Here is a 25278-nt window from a genome sequence, read left to right as displayed (position 1 = left end):
CTCGCGCGGCGTCAGAGCCGCGCCTTGACCGCCTCGACGATCGTGGTGATGTCGTAGGCGTCGGGCTTGGAGTAGATCACGTCGCCGTCCGCGCGGAACGTGAACACGCCCTTCTCGCCGGTCTTGAGGGTGACAGCGTCAAGACCCTGACCGAAGGTGCTGAGCAGCGTCCGCTGGGCGTCGATCGCCCGGTCCAGGTAGCCACAGGGGACGCAGTACTCGATCTCGATCTGCATGGTTCTCCTCGTCTCGATGGCGGCGGTTCCGCCTGCTGGTGACGACGCTACCCGCTGTGGGCGCGACCTCGGACCGCGGCCGATGCGCGTGTCCCGGAAGCACGAGACCGCCCGGCCCCACGGGGCTCGGGCGGTCTCGGTGACGTGACCAGCGCGGGTGGTGTCAGTCCGCGACCGTCACACGACGGGAACGCAGGCCGTCGAGCGCCTCGGCGAGAAGAGCCTCGCCCTCCTCCTCGGAACGACGCTCCTTCACGTACGCGAGGTGCGTCTTGAAGGGCTCGTTGCGAATCGGCTCGGGAGGGTTCTCGGCGTCGAGACCCGCGGGGAAGCCGCACTTGGGGCAGTCCCACTCGAGCGGAATCTCCGGCGCCTCACCCTCGTCACCCATCGCAAAACTGGGCGCGGTCACGTGACCGCGGGCGCAGTAGTACTGCACCATCTGGCGAGGCGCGGACTCGCCGCGCTCCTCCTCGCCCAGTGGTCCTGCTCCTACTCGCGACCCACGGATCGCACTTCCACCTGCCATGATTCCCCCTCGGAATTGGCGTTAGATCGAGAACCGGGTGATCAATCCCAGCAGGACGACGATCATGCCCCACACGACCGCAAGGATCCATGTGATGCGTGACAGGTTGCGCTCGCCGACCGCCGAGGACTGCACGCCCGAGGCGAACCCGCCGCCGAACATGTCGGTGATGCCGCCACCGCGCCCACGGTGGATCAGCACCAGGCCGATCAGGACGAAGCTGGTGATCACCAGCAGCACCCACAGCGAGGTCTCGAGAATCTCCACAGCTCTCCTTCAAATCCGAATCGAACGCCTATCAGGATACGCGACGACTCGCTCGGTGTGGACCGGTTACAGGCCCACTTGGTGTGAACGGAAGCGCGCAATCTTCGCGAACTCCTCAGGATCGAGGCTGGCACCGCCGACCAGGCCGCCGTCGACGTCCTTCTCGGCCATGAGCTGAGCGATCGATCCCGACTTCACCGACCCACCGTAGAGCACGCGGACGCCATCGGCGAGTTCCGCGTCGTAGAGTTCCGCGAGCCGTCCGCGAATCGCCGCGCACACCTCCTGTGCGTCGGCCGGGGTCGCGACCTCTCCGGTGCCGATCGCCCACACGGGCTCGTAGGCGATGACGACGTCCTTCGCCTTGTCGGCGGGCAGTCCGGCGAGCGCGCCGTCGAGCTGGGCGAGCGTGTACTCGACCTGACGGCCGTCCTTGCGCACATCCAGTCCCTCGCCCATGCACACGATCGGGACGATGCCGCTCTCGAAGGCCGCGGCGGTCTTCGCCGCCACGATCTCGTCGGTCTCCCCGTGGTACTCGCGGCGCTCGGAGTGGCCCACGGCGACATACGAGACGCCGAGCTTGGCCAGCTGCGAGCCTGCCACCTCGCCGGTGTAGGCGCCGGAGGCGTGCTGAGAGATGTCCTGAGCGCCGTACTTGATCTCGAGCTGGTCGGCGTCCACGAGCGTCTGCACGGAGCGAATCGACGTGAAGGACGCGAGGACCGCGACCTCCACGTCTTCGAAGTCGTGCTTCGCGTCACGAAGCAGCCATGCGAGCTTCTGGACGGTGTGCGTGGCCTCGAGGTGATCGAGGTTGAGCTTCCAGTTGCCAGCGATCAGCGGGGTGCGTGCCATGGTTCAGTCCTCCAGAACGGCGAGGCCCGGCAGGACCTTGCCCTCGAGCAGTTCGAGCGACGCGCCGCCGCCCGTGGAAATGTGGCTGAAGCCGTCCTCGTCGAAGCCGAGGCGGCGCACGGCGGCCGCCGAGTCACCGCCGCCAACGACGGAGAAGCCGTCAGAGTCGATCATGGCCTGCGCGACGGCCTTGGTGCCGCCCGCGAACGCCTCGAACTCGAACACGCCCATGGGGCCGTTCCAGACGATGGTCTTGGCGTCGGCGATCTTTGCGGAGAACGCCTCCGAGGCCCGGGGGCCGATGTCCAGGCCGATCCAGCCGTCGGGGATCTGGTCCGCGGGCACGCTCTTGTGCTCGGCGTCCGCCGCGAAGGCCGACGCCACCTCGATGTCCTCGGGCAGCACGATCTCGACGCCCGACTCCTCTGCGGTCTTGAGGTAGCCCTTGACGGCCTCGATCTGGTCCTCCTCCAGCAGCGACTTGCCCACGGAGTGGCCCTTGGCCGCCAGGAACGTGAACACCATGCCGCCGCCGATCAGCAGCCGGTCCGCCTTGCCGAGCAGGTTCGCGATGACGCCCAGCTTGTCGGAGACCTTCGAGCCGCCGAGCACCACCACGTAAGGACGCTCGGGATTCGTGGTTGCGCGCGACAACGACTCGACCTCGTTCTCGACGAGAGTGCCGGCCGCGGCCGGCAGCTGCTTGGCGATGTCGTACACCGATGCCTGCTTGCGGTGGACGACGCCGAACCCGTCGGACACGAACGCATCCGCAAGTCCGGCGAGTGCCGTGGCGAGCTCCTCACGCTCGGCGTCGACCTTCGACGTCTCACGGGCGTCGTAACGCACGTTCTCCAGCATGGCGACCTGGCCGGGCTCGAGTGCCGCCACGGTGGCGGCAGCCGACTCGCCGACGAGGTCGTCCGCGAGGGTCACGGGCTGGCCGAGCAGCTCGGACAGACGCGCGGCCGCGGGAGCGAGCGAGTACTCGGGCTTGGGCTCGCCACCAGGGCGGCCGAGGTGCGCCATCACGATGACGGCGGCGCCCGCGTCGAGGAGCGTCTGAATCGTGGGCACCGACGCGCGCACGCGGCCGTCGTCGGTGATCGTGGTGCCGTCGAGCGGCACGTTGAGGTCGGAGCGGACCAGCACCTTCTTGCCGGTGAGGTCGCCCAGGCTGTTGATCGTTTTCATCACAGTGTCCTTAGTGGTCCAGACATGACGACGTCCGCGCACGCTGTGCGTACGCGGACGTGGTCATGGTCGCGGGGTTGTTCAGAGCTTGTCGCCGACGAAGACCGTGAGGTCCACGAGGCGGTTCGAGTAGCCCCACTCGTTGTCGTACCAGGAGACGACCTTGACCTGGTCGCCAATCACCTTGGTGAGGCCCGAGTCGAAGATGGACGAGGCCGGGTCCGTCTCGATGTCCTTCGACACGATCGGGTCCTCGGTGTAGACGAGGAAGCCCTTCATGGCGCCATCGGCGGCCTTCTTCACGATCTCGTTGATCTCCTCGACGGAGGTCTCACGCGAGGCCGTGAAGGTGAGGTCGGTCGCGGAACCGGTGGCGACGGGCACGCGCAGGGCGTACCCGTCCAGCTTGCCCTTGAGCTCCGGCAGCACGAGTGCGACGGCCTTGGCGGCACCAGTCGACGTCGGCACGATGTTCAGTGCGGCGGCGCGGGCACGGCGCAGGTCCTTGTGAGGCGCGTCCTGCAGATTCTGGTCGGCCGTGTACGCGTGGATCGTCGTCATCAGGCCCTTCTCGATGCCGATGCCGTCGTTCAGCGCCTTCGCGAGCGGTGCGAGGCAGTTCGTGGTGCACGAAGCGTTCGAGATGATGTGGTGCGAGGCGGGGTCGTAGTCCTCGTGGTTCACGCCCATCACGAAGGTCGCGTCCTCGTTCTTGGCCGGAGCCGAGATGATGACCTTCTTCGCGCCGGCGTCGATGTGCGCCTGCGCCTTGGTGGCGTCCGTGAAGAAGCCGGTCGACTCGATGACGACGTCAGCGCCGAGGTCGGCCCACTTGAGGTTGGCCGGGTCGCGCTCGGCCGAGGCGGCGAAGGTGTGGCCGTCGACCGTGATGCTGTCCTCGGTGAACGACACGTCCTTGCCCAGGCGGCCGAGGATGGAGTCGTACTTGAGCAGGTGTGCGAGGGTCGCGTTGTCGGTGAGGTCGTTGATCCCCACCACCTCGATGTCCGCTCCCGATGCGAGCGCGGCGCGGAAGAAGTTGCGTCCGATGCGGCCGAAGCCGTTGATGCCGACCTTGATGGTCACTATTGATCTCCTCGACTTGCGCCGGACGAGACCGGCGCGGTTGTGGATGGATGCAGGTGCGCACCTCGACGTGCGCGGGGAGCCCGTTCGGAACAGGCCACTGATGTCAGCCTACTACCTTCACGCTAGCGCTCGCACGGTACGAAAGTCCTGCAAACCGTCACTCGAGTTCGAGAAGGTCCTGGCTGATTCCTGCCTCGGTGTCGGGAATGCCCAGCTCTTCGGCGCGCTTGTCCGCCGTTGCGAGCAGACGGCGGATCCGGCCCGCCACCGCGTCCTTGGTGAGTTGGGGCGAGGCGAGCTTGCCGAGCTCCTCGAGGGAGGCGTCGCGGTTCGCCAGCCTCAGCCGGCCGGCCTCCTGCAGGTGGTCGGGAACCTCGTCGCCCAGGATCTCGAAGGCGCGATGGACGCGCGCTCCGGCCGCGACCGCGGCCTGTGCGCTGCGCCGCAGGTTCGCATCGTCGAAGTTGGCCAGGCGGTTCGCGGTGCCGCGCACCTCACGACGCGTGCGCTTGTTCTCCCACTCGAGCACCGAGTCGTGCGCGCCGAGCCGCGTCAGCAGCTGGGAGATGGCCTCGCCGTCGCGGATGACCACGCGATCGATGCCCCTCACCTCGCGCGACTTCGCGCTCACGCCGAGCCGGCGGGCCGCACCGACGAGTGCCAGGGCGGCCTCCGGTCCGGGCGAGGTGACCTCGAGCGCCGACGACCGGCCGGGCTCGGTGAGCGATCCGTGAGCGAGGAAGGCGCCGCGCCATGCGGCGACCGTGTCCTCGGTGGAGCCTCCGACGACCTGAGGCGGCAGTCCTCGGACCGGGCGCCCGCGGTGGTCGAGCAGTCCGGTCTGGCGAGCCAGCGACTCGCCCTCCTTGACCACGCGCACCACGTAGCGGTTGCCCTTCCTGAGGCCGCCCCCGGACACCACGATGATCTCGCTGGCGAGTCCGTACACCTCGTGGATGAATCCGCGCAGACGACGAGCGGCGATTGCGGTGTCGAGCTCCGCCTCGATCACGATCCGCCCGGACACGATGTGCAGGCCGCCAGCGAACCTGAGCGTCGTCGCCACCTCTGCTCTGCGGGCCGATGTCTTCTCGACTGCGACGCGCGCGAGCTCGTCCTTCACCTGGGAGGTCAATGCCATGGCGCTATCCTGCCACTCCTCGCTCAGGGGCGCGGACCGGGAGAGCGAGGTCCGTGGCCACGGTCGACAGCGCGCGCCGGAGCGCATCCGTGTCGTGCGCCGCTGCGCCGCCGCCGGCACGCAGCGGTGCCGCGACCAGGCGCGCGCTCCAGCGACTCACCGCATCTGCCAGGCCAGGCTCGTCACAGTGCTCCGAGTCAACCAGCACCGTGCGCGGAGCGAACGTGGGCGCCATGCGCTGCAGCGCACGAACGTCGTCGGCGCGACTGGTGCCAGCGGTCTCCTCGTCGTCGTGACCGACGTTCAGCACCAGCACGCTGCGATCCGCCGCGCGCACGAGCGCCTCGGCCACCGGCTGCACCATGAAGTGCGTCAGCACGGAGGTGTACCAGCTGCCCGGACCCAGCACGACCATGTCAGCGTCATCGATCGCCTCGACGGTCTCGCGCGGGACGTGGGGTCGCTCGGGCGACAAGCGCAGCTCGTCGATCTCACCGTCGGCACTCGCCACGGCCGCCTGCCCCACCACCGTCCTGCTTCCGGCCGCGCTGTGCACGACCGCGGAGACTTCGAGCGGGTCGTCGGACAGCGGCAGCACGCGGCCGTGGGCCTGCAGCAGCCGCGCCACCCATGCGAGCCCGTCGACCACATCGCCATTGCGACCCCACAGCGCCGCGATCAGCAGGTTGCCCAGCGCGTGACCATCCAACGGTCCGTCCGTCGAGAAGCGGAACTGCAGCACGTCACGCCACGTCCGGCCCCAGTCGTTGTCGGCGCACAGCGCGCTGAGCGCCATGCGAAGGTCGCCGGGCGGCACGATCCCCAACTCCGAGCGCAGCCGCCCCGACGAACCGCCGTCGTCGGCGACGGTGACGATCGCTGTGAGGTCCGGGGTCAGGCCGCGCAGCGCGGTGAGGGTGGCGTACAGGCCGTGTCCACCGCCAAGGGCGACGATGCGCGCCTCACCCGTCATGACAGCGGCCGGTCTCGATGCGTGGTGCGCACCTGGTGGCCTCGTTCTCGCAACGCGGCTCCGAGCGCCTCCGCGATCGCCACCGACCGGTGTCTGCCACCGGTGCAGCCGACCGCGATGGTCACCGAGTGCTTGTCGTGGGCGCGGTAGTGCCGCAGTGCATCGTGGATCACGGACGAGTATCCATCGATGAACTCCGCCGCGCCGTCCGAGGCCAGCACATGGTCGCGCACCGCGGCGTCCAGCCCGGTGAGCGGGCGCAGCTCGGGCTGCCAATGCGGGTTGTCGAGGAACCGCACGTCCGCCACGAAGTCCGCGTCGGTCGGGAGCCCGTTCTTGAAACCGAACGACAGCACGTTGATCTGGAGTTCCGGCACCTCGTCGGCGACCTCGGCCGTGACGACGTCACGCAGCTGGTGGACGTTCAGGGCGGACGTGTCGATCACCAGATCCGCTCGATCCCTGACGGCGGCGACCTTGTCGCGCTCCCGCGCGATCCCCTCGAGGATGGTGCCCTCGCCCTGCAGCGGGTGGGGCCGGCGCGCCTCCTCGAAGCGGCGCACCAGCGACGCATCCGACGCATCGAGGAACAGGACGCGCACCGGCACGCCCTGAGTCTCCAACTCGTCGACCACGGGGTCCAGGTCCTGAAAGAACTCTCCCCCGCGCACGTCGACCACGGCCGCGAGCCGCCGCTGCGCATCCCCGGCGACGTGTGCGGAAACCAGTCCGGACAGGAGGTGCGGTGGGAGGTTGTCGACCACGTACCAGCCGAGGTCGGCGAGCACGGCCGCGACCTTGGTGCGGCCCGCGCCCGACATGCCGGTGAGCACGAGCAGTTCCGGCACCGAGGCAGGGGGCTCGAACACGGGTCGCGGGATCCCGGACGGGTACGTGACAGCGGGGACTTCGTCGGTCATGCGTCCAGCATGCCATCGCCGCCTCGAACCGCGGCATGAATCGTCTCGGCTGTGCGCGCGCCGATTCCCGGCACGAGTGCGATCTGCTCCACGGACGCCTCGCGCACCTTGGCGAGCGAACCGAAGTGCCGGATCAGCGCTGCGGCCCGCGTGGGGCCGACGCCCGCGACGTCGTCGAGCGCGGACGCCTTCATCGCCTTGCCCCGGCGGCGTCGGTGACGAGTGATCGCGAAACGGTGGGCCTCGTCCCTCAGCCGCTGCAGGAGGAACAGCGCCTCGGATCCGCGCGGCATGATGACGGGGAACTCCTCCCCCGGCACCCACACCTCCTCGAGTCGCTTCGCGAGGCCGATGACGGTGATGGTGCGCAGTCCCAGCGCGTCGAGCGAGTCCCGCGCCACGTTGACCTGCGGCAGCCCGCCGTCGACCAGCACGAGCTGCGGGGGGTAAGCGAAGCGGGCCGAGTCGCGCTCCTCGGGCGGCAGCGACGACTCCTCGAGATACCTCTTGAATCTGCGCGTCAGCACCTCGCGCATCGCCGCCGTGTCGTCGGTGCCGTCCGCGATGGAGAACTGCCGATACTCCGCCTTGCGGGGCAGCCCGTCCTCGAACACCACCATGGAGCCCACCTGGTTGGTGCCGCCCGTGTGCGAGATGTCGTAGCACTCGATGCGCAGGGGTGCGACATCCATGCCGATGGCCTCTTGCAGCTCTTGGAGCGCGGCGGAGCGGGTCGTGAGGTCCGACGCTCTCCGGAGCCGATGCTGCTCGAGCACCTGGCGGGCGTTCTGGTGCCCCGTCTGCGCCAGTTCCGCCTTCTTGCCGCGCGCCGGCACCCTGAGCGCCACCGCGGATCCCCGGACGCCCCGCAGCCACTCGCGCAGCGCGTCCGCCCCGTCGGGCATGGCGGGCACCAGCACCTCGCCCGGCACCTCCTCGCGGTCGGCCGCCGCATACGCCTCTTGGATCAGCTGCGCCACCATGCCCGGCACCTCGAGCGGCTCGGGCTTGTCGACCACCCAGCCCCGCTCGCCGGTGATCCGCCCGTCACGCACGTGGAAGACGTGCGCCGCCGCCTCCATCTCGTCGTCCTGCAGGCTGAAGATGTCGGCATCGGTTCCGGGCGACAGCACGATCGCGTTGCGGTCCAGCACGTCCCGCAGCGCGCGCAACCGGTCGCGCGCACGCGCCGCCGCCTCGAAGTCCTCGCGCTCGGCCGCCTCGGTCATTCCACGCGTCAGGTCGCGGATCATGCCCTTCGCGTCCCCACCGAGCACCGCGCACACCCGTTCCGCGAGCAGCCGGTGCTCCTCCTCCGAGATGCGGCCCACGCACGGCGCGGAGCACTTGTCGATGTATCCCAGCAGACACGGCCTGCCCTGACGTTCGGCCTTGCGGAACACGCCGGGTGCGCACGTGCGCACGGGGAGGGCCGTCAGCAGCGTGTCGACGGTGTCGCGGATGGCCCACGCACGCGCATAGGGCCCGAAGTAGCGCACGCCCTGCTTGCGCTCCCCGCGCATGACCTGCATCCGCGGGTACTTCTCGTTGAGAGTCACGGCAAGGTACGGATAGGACTTGTCGTCCTTGAAGCGCACATTGAAGCGCGGGTCGTACTGCTTGATCCAGGTGTGCTCGAGGATCAGCGCCTCGACCTCGTTGCGCACCACCGTCCATTCGACCGATGCCGCGGTGGTCACCATTCTCCGCGTCCGGGGGTGCAGCCCGCTGAGCGACTGGAAGTAGCTGGACAGGCGCGCGCGAAGGTTGTTGGCCTTGCCCACGTACACGACTCGTCCGTCCGGGTCGCGAAAGCGATAGACGCCCGGATCGGTGGGGATGGTGCCGGGCGCGGGCCGGTAGTCCGCGGGATTCGTCACGGGCGTCAGCCTACGCGGGAGCCCTGAGCCCCACGATCTCCTTGAGGAAGCGGCCGGTGTGGCTCGCCTCGACATCGGCGACCTGCTCGGGCGTGCCCTCGGCGACCACGAGCCCCCCACCGGAGCCGCCCTCGGGACCCATGTCGATCACCCAGTCCGCGGACTTGATGACGTCGAGGTTGTGCTCGATGACGATGACGGTGTTGCCCTTGTCCACGAGGTCCTGAAGGACCCCGAGCAGCTTGCTCACGTCCTCGAAGTGCAGACCCGTGGTGGGCTCGTCGAGCACGTAGATGGTGCGACCCGTCGAGCGGCGCTGGAGCTCGGAGGCGAGCTTGACGCGCTGCGCCTCTCCACCCGACAGGGTCGGGGCCGGCTGACCCAGTCGGACATAGCCCAGCCCCACGTCCACGAGCGTGCGGAGGTGCCGCGAGATCGTCGGGATGGCCTCGAAGAACTCCGCCGCCTGCTCGATCGGCATGTCCAGCACGTCGGCGACCGTCTTGCCCTTGAAGTGCACCTCGAGAGTCTCCCGGTTGTATCTCGCGCCCCGGCACACCTCGCACGGCACGTACACGTCGGGAAGGAAGTTCATCTCGATTCGCAGCGTCCCGTCTCCGGAGCACGATTCGCACCGGCCGCCCTTGACGTTGAACGAGAACCTGCCCGGCCCGTACCCGCGCACCTTCGCCTCATTGGTCTCAGCGAACAGCTTGCGCACCTTGTCCCACACACCCGTGTAGGTGGCGGGGTTGGAGCGCGGCGTGCGGCCGATGGGTCCCTGATCCACGTGCACGATCTTGTCGAGATGGTCCGTGCCCGTGATCCGCGTGTGGCGTCCCGCGACCTGACGCGCACCGTTGAGGGTGTTCGCGAGAGAGGTGTACAGGATCGCGTTCACGAGCGTGGACTTGCCGGACCCCGAGACGCCGGTCACTGCGGTGAGCACGCCCAGCGGGAAGCTGACGTCGATGCCCTGCAGGTTGTGCTCGCGCGCTCCCACCACCGTGAGCGCGCGGTCCGGCGCTCGGTCGCGACGCGTGGCGGGAAGCTCGATGCGGCGCCTGCCCGTGATGTAGGCGCCGGTGATCGAGCGCTCGTTGTCCAGCAGCTCGGCGTAGGTGCCGGAGTGGACCACCTCTCCCCCGTGCTCGCCCGCGCCGGGGCCGATGTCGACGATCCAGTCCGCGGCGCGGATCGTGTCCTCGTCGTGCTCGACCACGATGAGCGTGTTGCCGAGGTCACGCAGCCGCGTGAGGGTGTCGATGAGGCGGCGGTTGTCGCGCTGGTGAAGGCCGATGCTCGGCTCGTCCAGCACGTACAGCACGCCCACCAGTCCGCTGCCGATCTGGGTCGCGAGCCGGATCCGCTGGGCCTCACCTCCGGACAGCGTTCCAGCCGCGCGCGACAGCGTCAGGTAGTCGAGGCCGACGTCGAGCAGGAACCCGAGCCGCGCATCGATCTCCTTGAGGACCTGCACCGCGATCTGGCGACCGCGCTCGTCGAGCTCCGCGGTCAGCAGGAAGTCGCGGGCGTCGGCGATCGACATCTCGCACACCTGGGCGATCGAGTGGGCGCCGATCGTGACGGCGAGCACCTCTGGCTTGAGCCGGGCGCCGTCGCACACGGGGCACGGCACCTCGCGCATGTACGACTCGTACTTCTCGCGAGACCACTCGGACTCCGTCTGCGAGTGCAGCCGCTCGAGCCACGTGATCACGCCCTCGAAGCCGGTCGTGTACTGCCGCTCCCGGCCGAACCGGTTGCGGAACTTGACGTGCACCTCGTAGTCGTTGCCGTGCAGCACCGCAGCCTTGACATTCGCCGGAAGGTCCTCCCACGGCGTCTCCATGGAGAAGTCCAGGTCCTGCGAGAGCGCCGTCAGCATGCGGCCGAAGTACTCGGACGAGGTCGACGTGCTGGACCAGGGCGCGACAGCGCCGTCACGCAGGCTCAGCGCGGGGTCGGGAACGATCAGGTCCGCGTCGACCTCGAGCCGCACCCCGATGCCGGTGCATTCCGGGCACGCACCATAAGGGGCGTTGAAGGAGAACGTCCGGGGCTCGATCTCCTCGAGGGCGAGGACGTGGTCGTTGGGGCACGCGCGCTTCTCGCTGTAGCGGCGCGGCTCCATGTCGCCGTCCACGGGATCGATGAGCACCAGGCCCTCGGCGATGCGGAGCGCCGTCTCCACCGAGTCGGTGAGCCGCTGGCGCACGCCGTCACGCGCCACCAGCCTGTCGACCACCACCTCGATGGTGTGCTTGAGCTTCTTCTCGAGCTGGGGCACGTCGGTGAGCTGGACCGTCTCGCCGTCCACGCGCGCACGGGCGAAGCCCTGCTGCTGCAGCTCCTCGAAGAGGTCGGCATACTCTCCCTTGCGGCCCCGGACCACCGGCGCGAGCACCTGGTAGCGGGTGCCCTCGGGGAGCGCGAGCACGGAGTCGACGATCTGCTGCGGGGTCTGCGCCTGGATGAGCTCGCCGCACACCGGGCAATGGGGAGTGCCCACGCGAGCGAACAGCAGCCGCAGGTAGTCGTACACCTCGGTGATGGTGCCCACCGTCGAGCGCGGGTTGCGGTTGGTCGACTTCTGGTCGATCGACACCGCGGGCGACAGCCCCTCGATGAAGTCCACGTCGGGCTTGTCCATCTGCCCCAGGAACTGCCGCGCATAGGCGGACAGCGACTCGACGTAGCGTCGCTGTCCCTCCGCGAAGATCGTGTCGAATGCCAACGACGACTTGCCGGATCCGGACAGTCCGCTGAAGACGATCAGCGAGTCCCGAGGCAGGTCGATGTCGACGCCTTTGAGATTGTGTTCGCGTGCTCCGCGCACCATGAGTCGGTCATTCACACGGCAATGCTACGTCGTCACGCGTTCGAACGCATGTTCGATACGGTCGTGTCGGCCTGTCGCTGCTGGCAGGATGAGTGACATGGCCACCTGGATGATCGAATACACGTACGACGAGCGCGCAGACGCTCGCGACCTGCACCGCCCCGCGCACCGCGAGTATCTCGCGGCGCTGGCGGACGAGGGCACCATGCTCGCCTATGGGCGGTTCGACGACGAGGCCGCGCCAGGCGCCCTGCTGATATGCGAAGCGGACGCCGTCGACGATGTCGAGGCGATCATCGCGGGAGACCCGTTCACGGCCGCCGCGCTCGTGCCCGAGCACCGCATTCGCCGCTGGCCCGCGACATGGGCGAAGGCACTCGGCTCGCGCCTGGAGGCCTGACCGCCCACCGGGCGGGTGCTCTCGCGCGCACCGGGGAGTCCCTGCCCGCCTGACGGCGGCCTACGGCCCCGGGCCGATGCGGTCGGGGCTAGGGCCGCTCCTCCGGCTTGAGGCTCTCGCCGTGCTCCTCGGCCTCGATCTCGTCCTCAAGTTTGTCCGCGTTGCGCGTCGCCACGACGCTCGCGACTGTCGAGATGGTGAGGATCACGACGATCACCGTGAGCGACAGCCCCGTCGAGATCTCCGGCACCAGGATCGGGTCCCCGCCGTTGAGGAACGGCAGGTTGTTCTCGTGAAGCGCGTGAAGCACCAGCTTGACCCCGATGAAGCCCAGGATCGCGGCGAGCCCGTAGTGCAGGTACACCAGCCGTTGCAGCAGTCCCTCGACCAGGAAGTACAGCTGCCTCAGCCCCAGCAGCGCGAACGCGTTGGCCGTGAACACGATGAACGGATCCTGGGTCAGCCCGAAGATCGCCGGGATGGAGTCGAGGGCGAACAGCACGTCGGTCGAGCCGATCGCGACCATCACCAGCAGCATCGGCGTCACCATGCGCCTGCCGGCTTCGCGCACCACGATCTTGCCCTCGCGGTACCCGTCCGTCACCGGGAAGAACCGGCGGACGAGCCGCACCATGCGGCCCTCCTCATAGTCCGGGTGGCCGGCGTCGTCCTCGCTCTCGCGCGCGAGCCCCCACGCGGTGTAGATCAGGAATGCGCCGAACACATAGAACAGCGCCGAGAACGCGTCGAGGGCCGCGGCGCCTGCGGCGATGAACACGGCCCGCAGGATGAGCGCGATCGCGATCCCCACCAACAGCACACGGGAGCGGTACTTGGGGGGCACCGCGAATCGGGACATGATGACCAGGAAGACGAACAGGTTGTCGACCGACAGCGACTTCTCCGTCACGTAGCCCGCGAAGTACTCGACCGTGGGGAACTCGGGGTGCCAGAGGTGGAGCGCGAACCCGAACAGGACGGCGACCGTGATGTAGAAGATCGACCACAGCGCGGCCTCGCGAAAGCTCGGCTCGTGGGGCTTGCGGATCACGACCGCGAAGTCGAACACGAACAGGGCGATGATGAGCGCGATGGTCGCGGTCCACACGAACGGATCTGTCACCGTGCAATCCTAGGTGAGCGTGGGCGCGCTCGACGCTGGTCAGCCAGCATCGATCATCTGCCGGAGCTCCTTCTTGAGTTCCGCGATCTCGTCGCGCAGGCGCGCGGCGATCTCGAACTTGAGCTCGGACGCCGCGGTGCGCATCTGCGCCGACAGGTCCTCGATGAGCTGCGACAGCTCGTCGGCGGGGCGGCCCGCCATCGGCGACGCCTTGCCGGACGTGGACCCTCCTGAGGCGCGCTGGGCGCGTTCGAGGGTCTCCACAGTGTCCGCCTCCTCGCGCGCCAGCATCTCGGTGATGTCGCCGATCCGCTTGCGCAGCGGGGTGGGGTCGATCCCGTTCTCAGTGTTGAACGCCACCTGCTTCTCGCGACGCCGGTCCGTCTCGTCGATCGCAGCGGCCATCGAGTCCGTCACCCGGTCCGCGTACATGTGCACCTCGCCCGACACGTTGCGGGCGGCACGGCCGATGGTCTGGATCAGCGAGGTTCCCGATCGCAGGAACCCCTCCTTGTCCGCGTCGAGGATGGACACCAGCGACACCTCGGGCAGGTCCAAGCCCTCTCGAAGCAGGTTGATTCCCACGAGGACGTCGTACCGACCCATGCGCAGCTCCCGCAGCAGCTCGACGCGCCGCAGAGTGTCGACGTCGGAGTGGAGGTATTCCACCCGGACGTCGCGGTCGGCGAGGAACTCCGTGAGGTCCTCCGCCATCTTCTTGGTGAGGGTGGTGACGAGCACCCGCTCGTCCCGCTCCACGCGCAGCCGGATCTGTTCGAGGAGATCGTCGATCTGGCCGTCGGTCGGCTTCACGACGATCTTGGGGTCCACCAGACCGGTGGGCCGGATGATCTGCTCGACCGCGCCGTCGGAGCGCTGCAGCTCGTACTGGCCCGGTGTCGCGGACAGGTACACCGTCTGGCCCACGCGCTCCTGGAACTCGCTCCACTTCAAGGGGCGGTTGTCGAGCGCCGACGGCAGCCGGAAGCCGTGCTCGACGAGGGTGCGCTTGCGGGACGCGTCACCCTCGTACATCGCGCCGATCTGCGGCACCGTCACGTGCGACTCGTCGATCACCAGCAGGAAGTCGTCGGGAAAGTAGTCCAGCAAGGTGTGGGGCGGGGTCCCGGTGGCGCGCTGCTCGATGTGCCGGGAGTAGTTCTCGATGCCGGAGCACGTGCCGACCGAACGCATCATCTCGAGGTCGAACGTGGTGCGCATCTTGAGTCGCTGCGCCTCGAGCAGCTTGTTCTGGCGCTCGAGCTCCTCGAGCCGTTCGCCGAGTTCGATCTCGATCGTGGAGATCGCGGCGTTCATCCGCTGCTCGCTGGCGACGTAGTGAGACGCCGGGAAGATGTGGACCTGGGACTGGCGCTCGACCACCTCTCCCGTCAACGGGTGAAGAGAGTAGACCGCCTCGATCTCGTCCCCGAACAGTTCGATCCGGATCGCCAGCTCCTCGTACACGGGGATGATCTCCACCGTGTCCCCGCGCACTCGGAAGGTCCCCCGGGTGAATGCCAGGTCGTTGCGCGAATACTGCATGTGCACGAACTCGCGCAGCAGCGTGTCGCGGTCCACGGTGTCCCCGACCGCGAGGGTCACCATCCCCTGGATGTACTCCTCGGGCGTGCCGAGCCCGTAGATGCACGACACGGACGAGACCACCACCACGTCTCGGCGCGTGAGCAGCGAGTTGGTCGCGGAGTAGCGAAGCCGCTCCACCTCCTCGTTGATCGAGGAGTCCTTCTCGATGAAGGTGTCCGTCTGCGGGACGTAGGCCTCGGGCTGGTAGTAGTCGTAGTAGCTCACGAAGTACTCGACTGCGTTGTGCGGGAGCAGCTCGCGGAACTCGGTGGCGAGTTGAGCCGCAAGCGTCTTGTTGTGCGCCATCACGAGCGTGGGCCGCTGCAAGCGCTCCACGAGCCATGCCGTGGTGGCCGACTTGCCGGTGCCCGTGGCGCCGAGCAGCACGACGTCCTGCTCCCCTGCCTGAACCCGGCGGGCCAGTTCATCGATCGCCTTGGGCTGGTCCCCGGAAGGCTGGAAGTCGGATTCGACACGGAAGGGCGCCTGAGAGCGTCGCAGGTCTGCGGTCATGATGTCTACGGTACGCGCAGGGTCCGACGCCGCCGTCGTCAGGCGTCGGTGGGCACGCTCATCGACCAGAACTCGTCGACCTGCTCGCGCAGCTGATCGGCCGTGCCGTTCCCGTCCAGAACCGCGTCGGCGACCGCCGCGCGTTCAGCGTCGCTGGCCTGCGACGCGATCCTCGCGCGCGCATCGGCCTCCGCCATGCCCCGCGCGGCCATGAGCCGCTGGACCCTCAGCTCCTCGTCGGCCGCGATGGTCACCACCAGGTCGAAGTCCGCCGAGCTCTGCCCGCTTTCGACCAGCAGCGGGATGTCGTGGACCACCACCTTCGCGCGCTCAAGGCGAGCGCGCCGATCCGCCGCTCGTGACATCGCGAACACGTAGGGGTGGACGATCTCGTCGAGCTGCGCCCGCGCGGAAGGGTCATGGAACACGATGTTCGCCACGGCTGCGCGGTCCAGCTCCCCGTCGCGCACGGCGCGGTCCCCGAAGGCGCGCACGATCTCCACCAGTGCAGCCGAGCCGGGGGCCACGGCTCGCCTGGCCAGCTCGTCGTGGTCGACGACGGTGGCCCCACGCTCGCCGAACCGCGCCGAGGCGGTCGACTTGCCGGCGGCGATGCCACCGGTAAGTCCGATACGGATCATGGCGAGAGTCTCGCACTCGCCCGAGCCTCACGCCAAACGCAAACGCGCCGGACATGCGACAGGGCCGCGACCCATCCGGATCGCGGCCCTGTCGTCAAGCGGGTGCTAGTTGCCCGTCAGCTTCTCGCGAAGCGCGGCGAGGCGCTCATCCGAGGCGAGCGTGCCCGCGTCGGACGGCTCCTCGTGCGAGGTGTACGAAGGTCCGGCGTCGGCCTTGGGGCCGCGCTTGCGCGCCGCTCCTGCCGCGGGTGCCGGAGCCGACTCGGCCTCGATGGCCTGCTCCTCCTGCTTGGTGACGAACTGCTTGTGAGCTTCCCAGCGCTCGTGCGCCTTGGCGTACTCGGCCTCCCAGGCCTCGCGCTGCTCGTCGAAGCCCTCGCGCCATTCCTGAGTCTCGGAATCGAAGCCCTCGGGGTACTTGTAGTTGCCCTTGTCGTCGTACTCGGCCGTCATGCCGTACAGCGCGGGATCGAAGTCCTCGCCGTTCGGGTCCACGCCCTCGTTCGCCTGCTTGATCGACAGGGAGATGCGGCGACGCTCGAGGTCGATGTCGATGATCTTGACGAAGACCTCCTCGTCCGCCTGCACGACCTGCTCGGGCAGGTCGACGTGACGCACCGCGAGCTCGGAGATGTGCACCAGGCCCTCGATGCCCTCGAAGACGCGCACGAACGCGCCGAACGGGACGAGCTTGGTGACCTTGCCCGGGACGATCTGGCCGATCGCGTGCGTACGCGCGTAGACCTCCCACGGGTCCTCCTGCGTCGCCTTCAGCGACAGGGAGACACGCTCGCGGTCCATGTCGATGTCGAGAACCTCGACCTCGACCTCCTGGCCCACCGACACGACCTCGTTCGGGTGGTCGATGTGCTTCCACGACAGCTCCGACACGTGCACGAGGCCGTCGACGCCGCCGAGGTCCACGAACGCACCGAAGTTGACGATCGACGACACGGTGCCCTTGCGCACCTGACCCGGCTGCAGAGCGGTGAGGAAGCTCGAGCGCACCTCGGACTGGGTCTGCTCGAGGAAGGCACGGCGCGACAGGACCACGTTGTTGCGGTTCTTGTCGAGCTCGATGATCTTCGCCTCGATCTGCTGACCGATGTACGGGGCGAGGTCGCGGACGCGACGCATCTCGACCAGCGACGCGGGCAGGAAGCCGCGCAGGCCGATGTCCACGATCAGACCGCCCTTGACCACCTCGATGACGGAGCCGGTGACGACGCCGTCCTCTTCCTTGAGCTTCTCGATCGAGCCCCAGGCGCGTTCGTACTGCGCGCGCTTCTTGGACAGGATCAGGCGACCTTCCTTGTCCTCCTTCTGGAGGACGAGGGCCTCGACGGTGTCACCCACGGCGACGACGTCGTCGGGGTTCGCGTCGTGGCGGATCGACAGCTCGCGGACGGGGATGACGCCTTCGGTCTTGTAGCCGATGTCGAGGAGCACCTCGTCACGGTCGACCTTGACGATGGTGCCTTCGACGAGGTCTCCGTCGTCGAAATTCTTGATGGTCGCGTCGATGGCGGCGAGGAAGTCTTCGCTCGAGCCGATGTCGTTGAACGCGATGGCGGTGGACTCGGGGGTGGATACGGACATGTAGGGGATAGCTCCGTTGGACGGTGGATGTGTGGGAATCTTCATCAATCGATCGCCGCGCGCCGCAGGCGCACGAGACCAACGATCATCCTACCCTGCCAGGCGCCGTGAGCACAAAGGCCACGCGCGCATCGGCCCTCGAATGCGCCGCCTGGCGCAACCGTTCAGGCAAGGTCCTCGCGAATGCTCTGGATGATGTCCGTCGTGGACACCTCCGCCGTGCGCGGCAGGTAGACCACCTCGCACAGCTCGCGGTAATGGTCGAACTTCCCGGCCCAGTCGTCGCCCATCACCAGCACGTCGGCGCGGTGCTCGCGGATGTAGTCGCCCTTGAGGTCCAGAGACTCCTCGACGAACACGTCGTGGACGCAGGCGAGCGAGGCCACGATCGCCATCCGGTGCTCCTCGCGGTACACGGGATAGCGGCCCTTCTTCGAGAAGTTCAAGGCGTCCGACGAGACCCCCACCGTGAGGTGGTCGCCAAGCTCCGCGGCGCGCAGCAGCATGTTGACGTGACCGATGTGGAACAGGTCGAACGTCCCGAAGGTGAGCACGCGGCGCATGCCCCCAGGCTATCGGTTCGGGTTCACCGTTTGTTCACCTTTATACTCGCCGCGTGAAACTCAGACGACTCAAGCGCAAGGTGAGGCGTGCCCGGAACTATGCGGCTCGCGCGGTCCGTGGGGTCCAGGACAGGACTCTGGGCCAGTGGTACTACATGCGACTGCCTCTCAACCCCAACTTGGTCGCGTACACCGCGCTGTGGCACCGCGCCCCCCGCGGCAATCCGCTCGCCATTTATCGCAAGCAACTGGAGTTGGCACCACACCTGCGGGGCGTGTGGATTGTGCGCAAGCAGGACCTTCACTTGGTCCCCGACGGCATCGAGTACGTCACTCCTCGTACCCTCGCGTACCTGAGACTCATCGCCACCGCGACCTTCATCGTGGACGACGCCAACCCGCACTGGAGCCTCCCCGCGCGCAAGGGCCAGCGTTACGTGCAGACCCACCACGGCACCGCTCTCAAGTACATGGGCGCGGACCGGCACTATTCGGGCAAGCGGCCGACCGACGCGACCATCGTCACGATGCACCGGCGCTGCCAGCGGTGGACACACAGCCTGACGACGAGCCCGTATCTCACCGAGGTGTGGGAGCGGGCGTACAACAACGGCTGCGTTCAGCTCGAAGTGGGGTTTCCCCGCAATGACGTGCTGCTGGCCGCGACCGATGGCGACCGTGCCGCAGCACGCGCGCGCCTGGGCCTAGGCGAGCACGAGACCGCCGTGCTGTACATGCCCACGTGGCGCACGCGGCGCCGCCCTCGTGAGAAGGACTTCGACCTCGACGTCTTCGCACGATCACTCACGACTGGCACGCGGCTGCTGGTGCGCGATCACTATTACCACGACCGCCGCGGTCGCCGTCATATCCCCGAGCAGGTCATCGACGTCTCGACGGGCTGGGAAGTGGAGGAGTTGTATCTCGCCTCCGACGTCCTGCTCACGGACTACTCCTCGGCCATGTTCGACTACGCTCTTCTCGACCAGCCCATCGTGCTGCTGTGCGAGGACTGGGATGACTACCGCTGGTCACGTGGCGCTTACTTCGACATCACGGCCGATGCGCCCGGCCCGGTAGCGATGACCGCTCTCGAGCTCTCCGACATCTTCGCGGCTGGCAGCTATGCGTCGCCCGAGTTCGAGCAGCGCCGCGCCTCGTTCCGTGAGCGGTTCGCAACGTACGAGAACGGCAGGGCGTCTGAAACTGTGGTGCGCGTGGTTTTGCTCGGGGAGGACCCTGCGCCATACACGGGCGGCGGCTACGCGGAGGTTCACCCCGAGGGTTGGACCACGCATCCGCGCGTGTCACACCCCGAGAACCCCGGCATCGAGCCGCGGCTCGCACCGATCGGGATGCCGCGGGCCTCTGCAGCGGTCGCCTCTCCGGCGATCCAGGTGGAAGAGGACGACTTGGTCGAAGAGGAGGACGCCCCCACAGCGCCGTCGGCGCCCACGGAGGACGCAGTCTTAGGCAACGGCCGCGCCTAGACCGATGACCCGCCGCCGTCGGCGGCGGGTCATCCCGGGTCTGTCGTCCCTGAGCTACAGCCCCCAGGCAGTCTCGAGGAGCTCCGCGGGGACGTACTTGGTCTTGCCGGACATGACGGAGAAGTCCGTCATCTCGATCGACTCTCCCCGCAGCGCTGTGTAGGTCCCGTAGTCGTGGGCCGCGACGGCGTCGATCGCGGCGACGCCGAACCGCGTCGCGAGCAGTCGGTCCGCGGCGGTCGGCACGCCGCCGCGCTGGACGTAGCCGAGCACCGTGAGCCGCGACGGGAAGCCGGTGACCCGCTCGATCGCTCGGGTGACCTGCGCCCCGACCTGGCCCGCGATGGGGTTGCCCTTGAGGTCCAGGGTGTCCGACGCCTCCCACGCGCTTCCCTCGGCGGGCACGGCGCCCTCCGCGACGGCGACGATAGAGAAGTCCTTGTAGCGGTGACGGTGGCGGATCTTCTTGCCGATGGTGTCGATGTCGAACGGGGATTCCGGGGCGAGGATGATGTCCGCGCCACCGGCGATGCCCGCGGTGACCGCGATCCATCCGCAGTGCCTGCCCATGAGCTCCACGACCATGACGCGGTTGTGGGACTCCGCGGTCGAGTGGAGACGATCGATCGCCTCGGTCGCGATGGAGACCGCGGTGTCGAAGCCGATCGACGCGTCCGTCCCGACCACGTCGTTGTCGATGGTCTTGGGGATTCCGACGACCGGCACGCCCGACTTGTGCACCTTCGATGCGGCCTTGAGGGTGCCGTCGCCGCCGATGCAGATGAGCGCGTCGAGCTTCTCGTCCTCGACGGTCTGGTGCACCGCCTCGATCCCGCCCTCGACCTTGTGAGGGTGGCAGCGCGCGGTCCCCAGCATGGTGCCGCCGTGCACGAGGATTCCGCTCACGTCCTCCTTGGTCAGGGGCACGGCCTCGCCGTTGATCACACCCTCCCAGCCGTTGCGGAAGCCCACGATGGACATCCCGTGCTCCGCGGTGCCACGCTTCACCACGGCCCGAATCGCTGCGTTGAGGCCGGGGCAGTCCCCGCCTCCGGTCAGAATTCCTACGCGCATGTTCTCCAGCCTCGTGTTGTTCTAGCTTCGCTCGTCATCGTCGGGTCCAGGTCATGCCTTCACCGTGCGACCAACCTAGTGTCCGGCAGCCCGCCAGTCGGAACCCTTGCCGACGTTCACGTCCAAGGGCACGGAAAGATCGCCTGCGGCGTGCATCTGCTCGGTCAATATCGCTTCGACCGCATCCTGCTCCCCTGGCGCGACCTCGACCACGAGTTCATCGTGCACCTGCAGGAGCTGGCGGGACGCAAGACCTTGGTCCTTGAGAGCGCCCTCGACCCCGAGCATCGCCTTCTTGATGAGGTCGGCGGCGCTGCCCTGGATGGGGGCGTTCAGCGCGACCCGCTCGGCGATGTCCCGGCGCTGACGATTGGTCGAGGTGAGGTCCGGGATGTAGCGGCGCCGGCCGAGGATGGTCTCGGTGTACCCGACCTCCCGGGCCTGGTCTACGACGGTGCGCAGATAGTCGCGCACTCCCCCGAACCGCGAGAAGTAGTCGTCCATCATCGACTGCGCCTCGCCCACGGGCACGGACAGCTGCCGGGCGAGCCCGAACGAGGACAGCCCGTACGCGAGCCCGTAGCTCATCGCCTTCACCTTCGAGCGCATCTCCGCGCTGACGTCGGCCGGGTCGACGCCGAAGACGCGGGCCCCCACGAACCGGTGCAGGTCCTCGCCGGCCCGGAACGCCTCGATCAGGCCCTCGTCGCCGCTGAGGTGGGCCATGATGCGCATCTCGATCTGGCTGTAGTCGGCGGTGAGCAGCGTCTCGTAGCCCTCGCCGACCACGAACGCCTCGCGGAGGCGGTGGCCCTCCTCGGTGCGGATCGGGATGTTCTGCAGGTTCGGGTCCTTCGAGCTGAGCCGGCCCGTCGAGGCGACCACCTGCGAGAAGGTGGTGTGGATGCGTCCGTCGTCGCGCACGGCCTGGGCGAGGGTCTCGATGATCTGGCCGAGCTTCGCCGCGTCCCGGTACGCGAGGAGCGCCTCCAGGAACGGGTGCGGGCTCTTGGCCTGCAGGTCCGCCAGGGACGAGGCGTCCGTCGAGTAGCCCGTCTTGATCTTCTTGGTCTTGGGCATGCCGAGGCGCTCGAACAGCACTTCTTGCAGCTGCTTGGGAGAACCGAGGTTCACCTCGCCGCCGATGGACTCGTACGCCTGCGACGCGGCGAGGTCCGCGCGCGCCCGGGCCCCGTCGGCACGTTCGGACAGCCGCTCGCCATCCACCGCGATCCCCGCGTGCTCCATGCGCGCAAGAATCCCGATGAGGGGGATCTCGAGCTCGCGGTACAGGCTGGTCATCCCGCGGCGGTCGATCTCCGCGTCCAGCTCGGCGGCCAGGCGAGCCACGTGGGCCGCGGTCGTGCCCGCGGCGTGCGCCGCAGAGGAGTCGAGACCCAGGTCGAGCTCGTCGCCGGCGGATCCGCCCGTCGCCGTCACTCCCAAGTAGCGCTGGAGCACCGAGGCGAGATCGAAGCCGCGCTGGTCGGCGTTCACGAGGAACGCGCCCACCTGCGTGTCGCCCACGACGCCGCCCAGGTCGATGCCCCGGGACATGAGGGCGTGCCATGCGTCCTTGGCCCCGTGGAGGGTCTTGGCCGCGCCGTCACCCTCGAGCCAGGTGCGCAGCGTCTCCTCGTCGCCCGAGTCGAGCGCCGTCAGGTCGATTCCCCACGCCTGGCCCCCGGCGGACACGCCGAGCGCCCACGCGTCCGCATCGGCCCCGGTCCGACCCTCGACGTGCACCGCGACCGGCCCCGTCAGCGCCGCCACCGACGCCACGGCGTCGTCGATCGTGACCTCGACCTCGTCGGGCTGCTCGGGAACCTCGGCGTCGGCGACCGAGTCCGAGCTCGCAAGCGGCAGCAGCCGATCGCGCAGGGTGCGGAACTGCAGCGCGTCGCACACCTGGTGGACAGCCGCGGCGTCCGCACCGCGGTACTCGAGATCTGCGACGTCGAGCGGAACCTCGAGATCCGTGAGCAGATGGTTGAGCTCACGATTGAGTCGCACCTGGTCGACGTGATCGCGCAGGCTCTGGCCCGCTTTGCCCGGGACGTCCTCGGCGCTGTCGAGGATCCCCTGCAGACCGCCGTACACGCCGATCCACTTGGCCGCCGTCTTGGGACCCACTCCGGGCACCCCGGGGAGGTTGTCGCTCGTCTCCCCCACCAACGCGGCCAGGTCGGGGTACTGATCGGAGCGGACGCCGTACTTCTCGACCACGGCATCGGGAGTGAAGCGAACCAGGTCGGACACTCCCTTGCGCGGATACAGCAGCGTGACGTCGTCCGTGACGAGTTGAATCGTGTCGCGATCTCCCGACACCACGAGCACCCGCATGCCGGCCTCCCGGCCCTGCCGCGCATAGGTCGCCAGGAGGTCATCCGCCTCGTAGTTCTCCTTGTCGACGGCGGCCACGCCGAGCGCGTCGAGCACCTCGCGAATCAGTGGCACCTGCGGCTCGAACTCTGGCGGAGTGGCGTCCCTGGTCCCTTTGTACGAGGGCAGACGCTCGGTCCGGAAGGTGCCTCCGGGCAGGTCGAACGCGACCGCCACGTGGCTCGGCGAGTGCTCCTTCATCAGGGTCGCGAGCATCGATGCGAACCCGTAGACAGCGTTGGTCGGGACGCCGGAGGAGGTCGCGAAGTTCTCGACCGGGAGGGCGAAGAACGCCCGGAAGGCCATCGAGAGTCCGTCAATCAGCAGCAGTGTCGGTCGGTTCTTCTCGCTCACTGTGCCAACCTATCCCCTATGACTGACAACGATGACGTGTCATTCGCAGCCGTCCTCGACGGCACTCTCATGGAGCGCATGGGCATCACGGTCGACTCCGTGACCGCGGAGCGGGCCGAGGGCTCCATGCCCGTCGCCGGCAACACCCAGCCCTACGGGCTCCTGCACGGCGGCGCCTCCGCGGTGCTCGCCGAGACGCTCGGATCCTTCGCCGCCATGGCGCATGCGTCACCCGGGGGGATCGCCGTCGGCATCGAGCTCAGCATCAGCCATCACCGCTCCGCACGCGACGGCATCGTGCGTGGCGTCGCGACAGCGCTGCACCGAGGCCGTACTATCGCCACCTACGAGATCGGTGTCACCGACGAATCGGGCCAACCAGTCGCAACGGCGCGGCTTACCTGCTCCATTCGTCAGCAATCCGCCACATAGCGGAAACATCCATGGCGTATGTTGATGGAATCCTGACGAGGAGGGGATCCTTGACGAAGAGAATCGACCAACGCGCAATGGTGCGCGCTCTGATCGTGTTCGTCCTGGCGGTCGCCGCCTTCACCGCACTCTCGGCACTCGGCTCCACAGCCATGGCTGCCGAGGTCACGGACGTCGCCACGGCGACGGCACCGGCCGATGCGGGCGAGGCGGAAGCGGTCACGGCAGACGCGTTGCTCGACGATGAGGCGGCCGACGAAGGCGGGCCCACCGGCGACCGGGTGGCCCAGAACGTCTTCAACGGGGTGGTGTTCGGGCTGCTGCTCGCACTCGCCTCCGTGGGGCTCTCTCTGATCTACGGCACGACCGGCCTCAGCAACTTCGCTCACGGGGAGCAGGTGTCGCTCGGCGCAATGCTCGCCTACTTCTTCGCGACGCAGCAGCCCGTGACGGTGCCTCTCATCCCGGTGGAGTTCACGATCGGCTGGCCACTGTGGCTGGCCTCGATCGCGGCGATCGCGGTCGCGGGGCTGACCGGCTACCTGCAGGACCGGTTCATGTGGTCCAAGCTCCGCAAGCGGGGCGTCAAGATCGTCCAGCAGATGATCGTGTCGATCGGCTTCTCTCTCGCTCTCCTGAACTTCCTGCAGTGGTGGATCGGACCGGATCGCCTGCGGGTCAGCACCGCCATCGAGGAGCGCAACCAGATCGGGCCCATCCGCGTGGGAGACATCACCTCGGTCTCGATCGCCATCTCGGTCGCCGCACTGCTGGCCGTGGGCTACTTCCTCCTTCGCACCCGCCTCGGACGCGCCACTCGCGCCGTCTCGGACAACCCGGCCCTCGCGGCCGCGTCGGGAATCAAGGTCGACGGGATCATCCGCCTGGTGTGGATCATGGCGACCAGCCTCGCTGCTCTCGGCGGCATCCTCATGGCGCTCTACGACTCCGGAACCAAGTTCGACGTCGGAGCGAAGCTGCTGCTGCTGATGTTCGCGGCGGTCACGCTCGGCGGCCTGGGTCAGCCGTTCGGAGCGCTCGTGGGCTCGTTGGTCATCGGTGTGGTGGTCGAGACCTCCACACTGTGGCTCGGTCCCGACCTCAAGTACGCGACCGCGCTCGCCATCCTCATCCTGGTGCTGCTGGTGAGACCACAAGGAATACTTGGACGAGCGGAAAGGGTGGGTTAGC

Annotated in this window: 22 protein-coding genes; 4 read left to right on the top strand and 18 right to left on the bottom strand. The window is 68.2% G+C overall.

Annotated elements, in window-relative coordinates; translation table 11 throughout:
* Nucleotides 1–11 precede the first annotated feature (11 nt).
* The 11 genes from ACNI14_RS08525 to uvrA form a co-directional block, all read right to left on the bottom strand.
* Nucleotides 12–236: an Rdx family protein gene (locus ACNI14_RS08525; RefSeq protein ID WP_420519569.1), complete on the bottom strand. Its 225-nt coding sequence runs from the start codon at nucleotides 234–236 to the stop codon at nucleotides 12–14.
* A 163-nt stretch (nucleotides 237–399) separates the two neighbouring features.
* Nucleotides 400–765, bottom strand: coding sequence for an RNA polymerase-binding protein RbpA (locus ACNI14_RS08520; protein ID WP_420519568.1), 366 nt, complete (start codon nucleotides 763–765; stop codon nucleotides 400–402).
* 21 nt (nucleotides 766–786) lie between these two features.
* On the bottom strand, nucleotides 787–1032 hold the full coding sequence (gene secG, locus ACNI14_RS08515; RefSeq protein ID WP_420519567.1) for a preprotein translocase subunit SecG: 246 nt from the start codon (nucleotides 1030–1032) through the stop codon (nucleotides 787–789).
* A gap of 66 nt (nucleotides 1033–1098) precedes the next feature.
* Complete coding sequence (gene tpiA / locus ACNI14_RS08510; RefSeq protein WP_420519566.1) at nucleotides 1099–1890, bottom strand: triose-phosphate isomerase; 792 nt, start codon at nucleotides 1888–1890, stop codon at nucleotides 1099–1101.
* 3 nt (nucleotides 1891–1893) lie between these two features.
* Nucleotides 1894–3084 carry a phosphoglycerate kinase gene (locus tag ACNI14_RS08505; RefSeq protein ID WP_420519565.1) on the bottom strand — a complete coding sequence of 397 codons (1191 nt, stop codon included), beginning with the start codon at nucleotides 3082–3084 and terminating at the stop codon, nucleotides 1894–1896.
* Nucleotides 3085–3165: 81 nt separating this feature from the next.
* Nucleotides 3166–4170: a type I glyceraldehyde-3-phosphate dehydrogenase gene (gap, locus tag ACNI14_RS08500; protein WP_301143594.1), complete on the bottom strand. Its 1005-nt coding sequence runs from the start codon at nucleotides 4168–4170 to the stop codon at nucleotides 3166–3168.
* Nucleotides 4171–4330: 160 nt separating this feature from the next.
* Entirely contained in the window at nucleotides 4331–5314 is a 984-nt protein-coding gene (gene whiA, locus ACNI14_RS08495; RefSeq protein ID WP_420519564.1) for a DNA-binding protein WhiA, read from the bottom strand.
* A gap of 4 nt (nucleotides 5315–5318) precedes the next feature.
* Nucleotides 5319–6287: a gluconeogenesis factor YvcK family protein gene (locus ACNI14_RS08490; protein WP_420519562.1), complete on the bottom strand. Its 969-nt coding sequence runs from the start codon at nucleotides 6285–6287 to the stop codon at nucleotides 5319–5321.
* Nucleotides 6284–7207, bottom strand: coding sequence for an RNase adapter RapZ (gene rapZ / locus ACNI14_RS08485; protein WP_420519561.1), 924 nt, complete (start codon nucleotides 7205–7207; stop codon nucleotides 6284–6286). Before rapZ ends, ACNI14_RS08490 begins: the two co-directional genes overlap by 4 nt.
* Complete coding sequence (gene uvrC / locus ACNI14_RS08480) at nucleotides 7204–9087, bottom strand: excinuclease ABC subunit UvrC (RefSeq protein ID WP_420519560.1); 1884 nt, start codon at nucleotides 9085–9087, stop codon at nucleotides 7204–7206. The genes rapZ and uvrC overlap by 4 nt, the downstream gene beginning before the upstream one ends.
* A 10-nt stretch (nucleotides 9088–9097) precedes the next feature.
* Entirely contained in the window at nucleotides 9098–11929 is a 2832-nt protein-coding gene (gene uvrA, locus ACNI14_RS08475) for an excinuclease ABC subunit UvrA (protein ID WP_420519853.1), read from the bottom strand.
* A 97-nt stretch (nucleotides 11930–12026) separates the two neighbouring features.
* On the opposite strand from uvrA, the gene ACNI14_RS08470 reads away from it, so the two are divergent.
* Complete coding sequence (locus ACNI14_RS08470; RefSeq protein ID WP_420519559.1) at nucleotides 12027–12329, top strand: YciI family protein; 303 nt, start codon at nucleotides 12027–12029, stop codon at nucleotides 12327–12329.
* Between the two features lie 88 nt (nucleotides 12330–12417).
* Here ACNI14_RS08470 and ACNI14_RS08465 read toward each other — a convergent pair whose 3' ends face one another.
* The 5 genes from ACNI14_RS08465 to ACNI14_RS08445 form a co-directional block, all read right to left on the bottom strand.
* Nucleotides 12418–13452, bottom strand: a complete 1035-nt coding sequence (locus ACNI14_RS08465; RefSeq protein WP_420519558.1) for a TerC family protein — start codon at nucleotides 13450–13452, stop codon at nucleotides 12418–12420.
* A 39-nt stretch (nucleotides 13453–13491) separates the two neighbouring features.
* Nucleotides 13492–15552 (bottom strand): excinuclease ABC subunit UvrB, encoded by a 2061-nt coding sequence (uvrB, locus tag ACNI14_RS08460; RefSeq protein ID WP_420519557.1) that lies wholly within the window; start codon nucleotides 15550–15552, stop codon nucleotides 13492–13494.
* A 38-nt stretch (nucleotides 15553–15590) separates the two neighbouring features.
* Nucleotides 15591–16193, bottom strand: coding sequence for a dephospho-CoA kinase (gene coaE / locus ACNI14_RS08455; RefSeq protein ID WP_420519556.1), 603 nt, complete (start codon nucleotides 16191–16193; stop codon nucleotides 15591–15593).
* Nucleotides 16194–16298: 105 nt separating this feature from the next.
* Nucleotides 16299–17792, bottom strand: coding sequence for a 30S ribosomal protein S1 (gene rpsA / locus ACNI14_RS08450; RefSeq protein ID WP_420519555.1), 1494 nt, complete (start codon nucleotides 17790–17792; stop codon nucleotides 16299–16301).
* Nucleotides 17793–17956: 164 nt separating this feature from the next.
* Nucleotides 17957–18355: an FAD synthase family protein gene (locus tag ACNI14_RS08445; protein ID WP_420519554.1), complete on the bottom strand. Its 399-nt coding sequence runs from the start codon at nucleotides 18353–18355 to the stop codon at nucleotides 17957–17959.
* Between the two features lie 53 nt (nucleotides 18356–18408).
* Here ACNI14_RS08445 and ACNI14_RS08440 point away from each other — a divergent pair, with 53 nt between their 5' ends.
* Complete coding sequence (locus ACNI14_RS08440) at nucleotides 18409–19845, top strand: CDP-glycerol glycerophosphotransferase family protein (RefSeq protein ID WP_420519553.1); 1437 nt, start codon at nucleotides 18409–18411, stop codon at nucleotides 19843–19845.
* A gap of 54 nt (nucleotides 19846–19899) precedes the next feature.
* On the opposite strand, the gene ACNI14_RS08435 is transcribed toward ACNI14_RS08440, so the two are convergent.
* Both ACNI14_RS08435 and polA read right to left on the bottom strand, forming a co-directional pair.
* A complete protein-coding gene (locus ACNI14_RS08435; RefSeq protein WP_420519552.1) occupies nucleotides 19900–20919 on the bottom strand; it encodes a 6-phosphofructokinase in 1020 nt (339 codons plus the stop codon).
* A 75-nt stretch (nucleotides 20920–20994) separates the two neighbouring features.
* Nucleotides 20995–23655 (bottom strand): DNA polymerase I, encoded by a 2661-nt coding sequence (gene polA, locus ACNI14_RS08430; RefSeq protein WP_420519551.1) that lies wholly within the window; start codon nucleotides 23653–23655, stop codon nucleotides 20995–20997.
* Between the two features lie 18 nt (nucleotides 23656–23673).
* Here polA and ACNI14_RS08425 point away from each other — a divergent pair, with 18 nt between their 5' ends.
* Nucleotides 23674–24087: a PaaI family thioesterase gene (locus ACNI14_RS08425; protein WP_420519550.1), complete on the top strand. Its 414-nt coding sequence runs from the start codon at nucleotides 23674–23676 to the stop codon at nucleotides 24085–24087.
* Nucleotides 24088–24137: 50 nt separating this feature from the next.
* Nucleotides 24138–25277: a branched-chain amino acid ABC transporter permease gene (locus ACNI14_RS08420; RefSeq protein ID WP_420519549.1), complete on the top strand. Its 1140-nt coding sequence runs from the start codon at nucleotides 24138–24140 to the stop codon at nucleotides 25275–25277.
* Nucleotide 25278 lies beyond the last annotated feature (1 nt).

It is taken from the genome of Demequina pilifera (assembly GCF_048814985.1).
GTDB lineage: Bacteria > Actinomycetota > Actinomycetes > Actinomycetales > Demequinaceae > Demequina.
The sequence above is the reverse complement of the archived record's forward strand: the minus strand, read 5'-3'. Positions and strand labels throughout refer to the sequence as shown.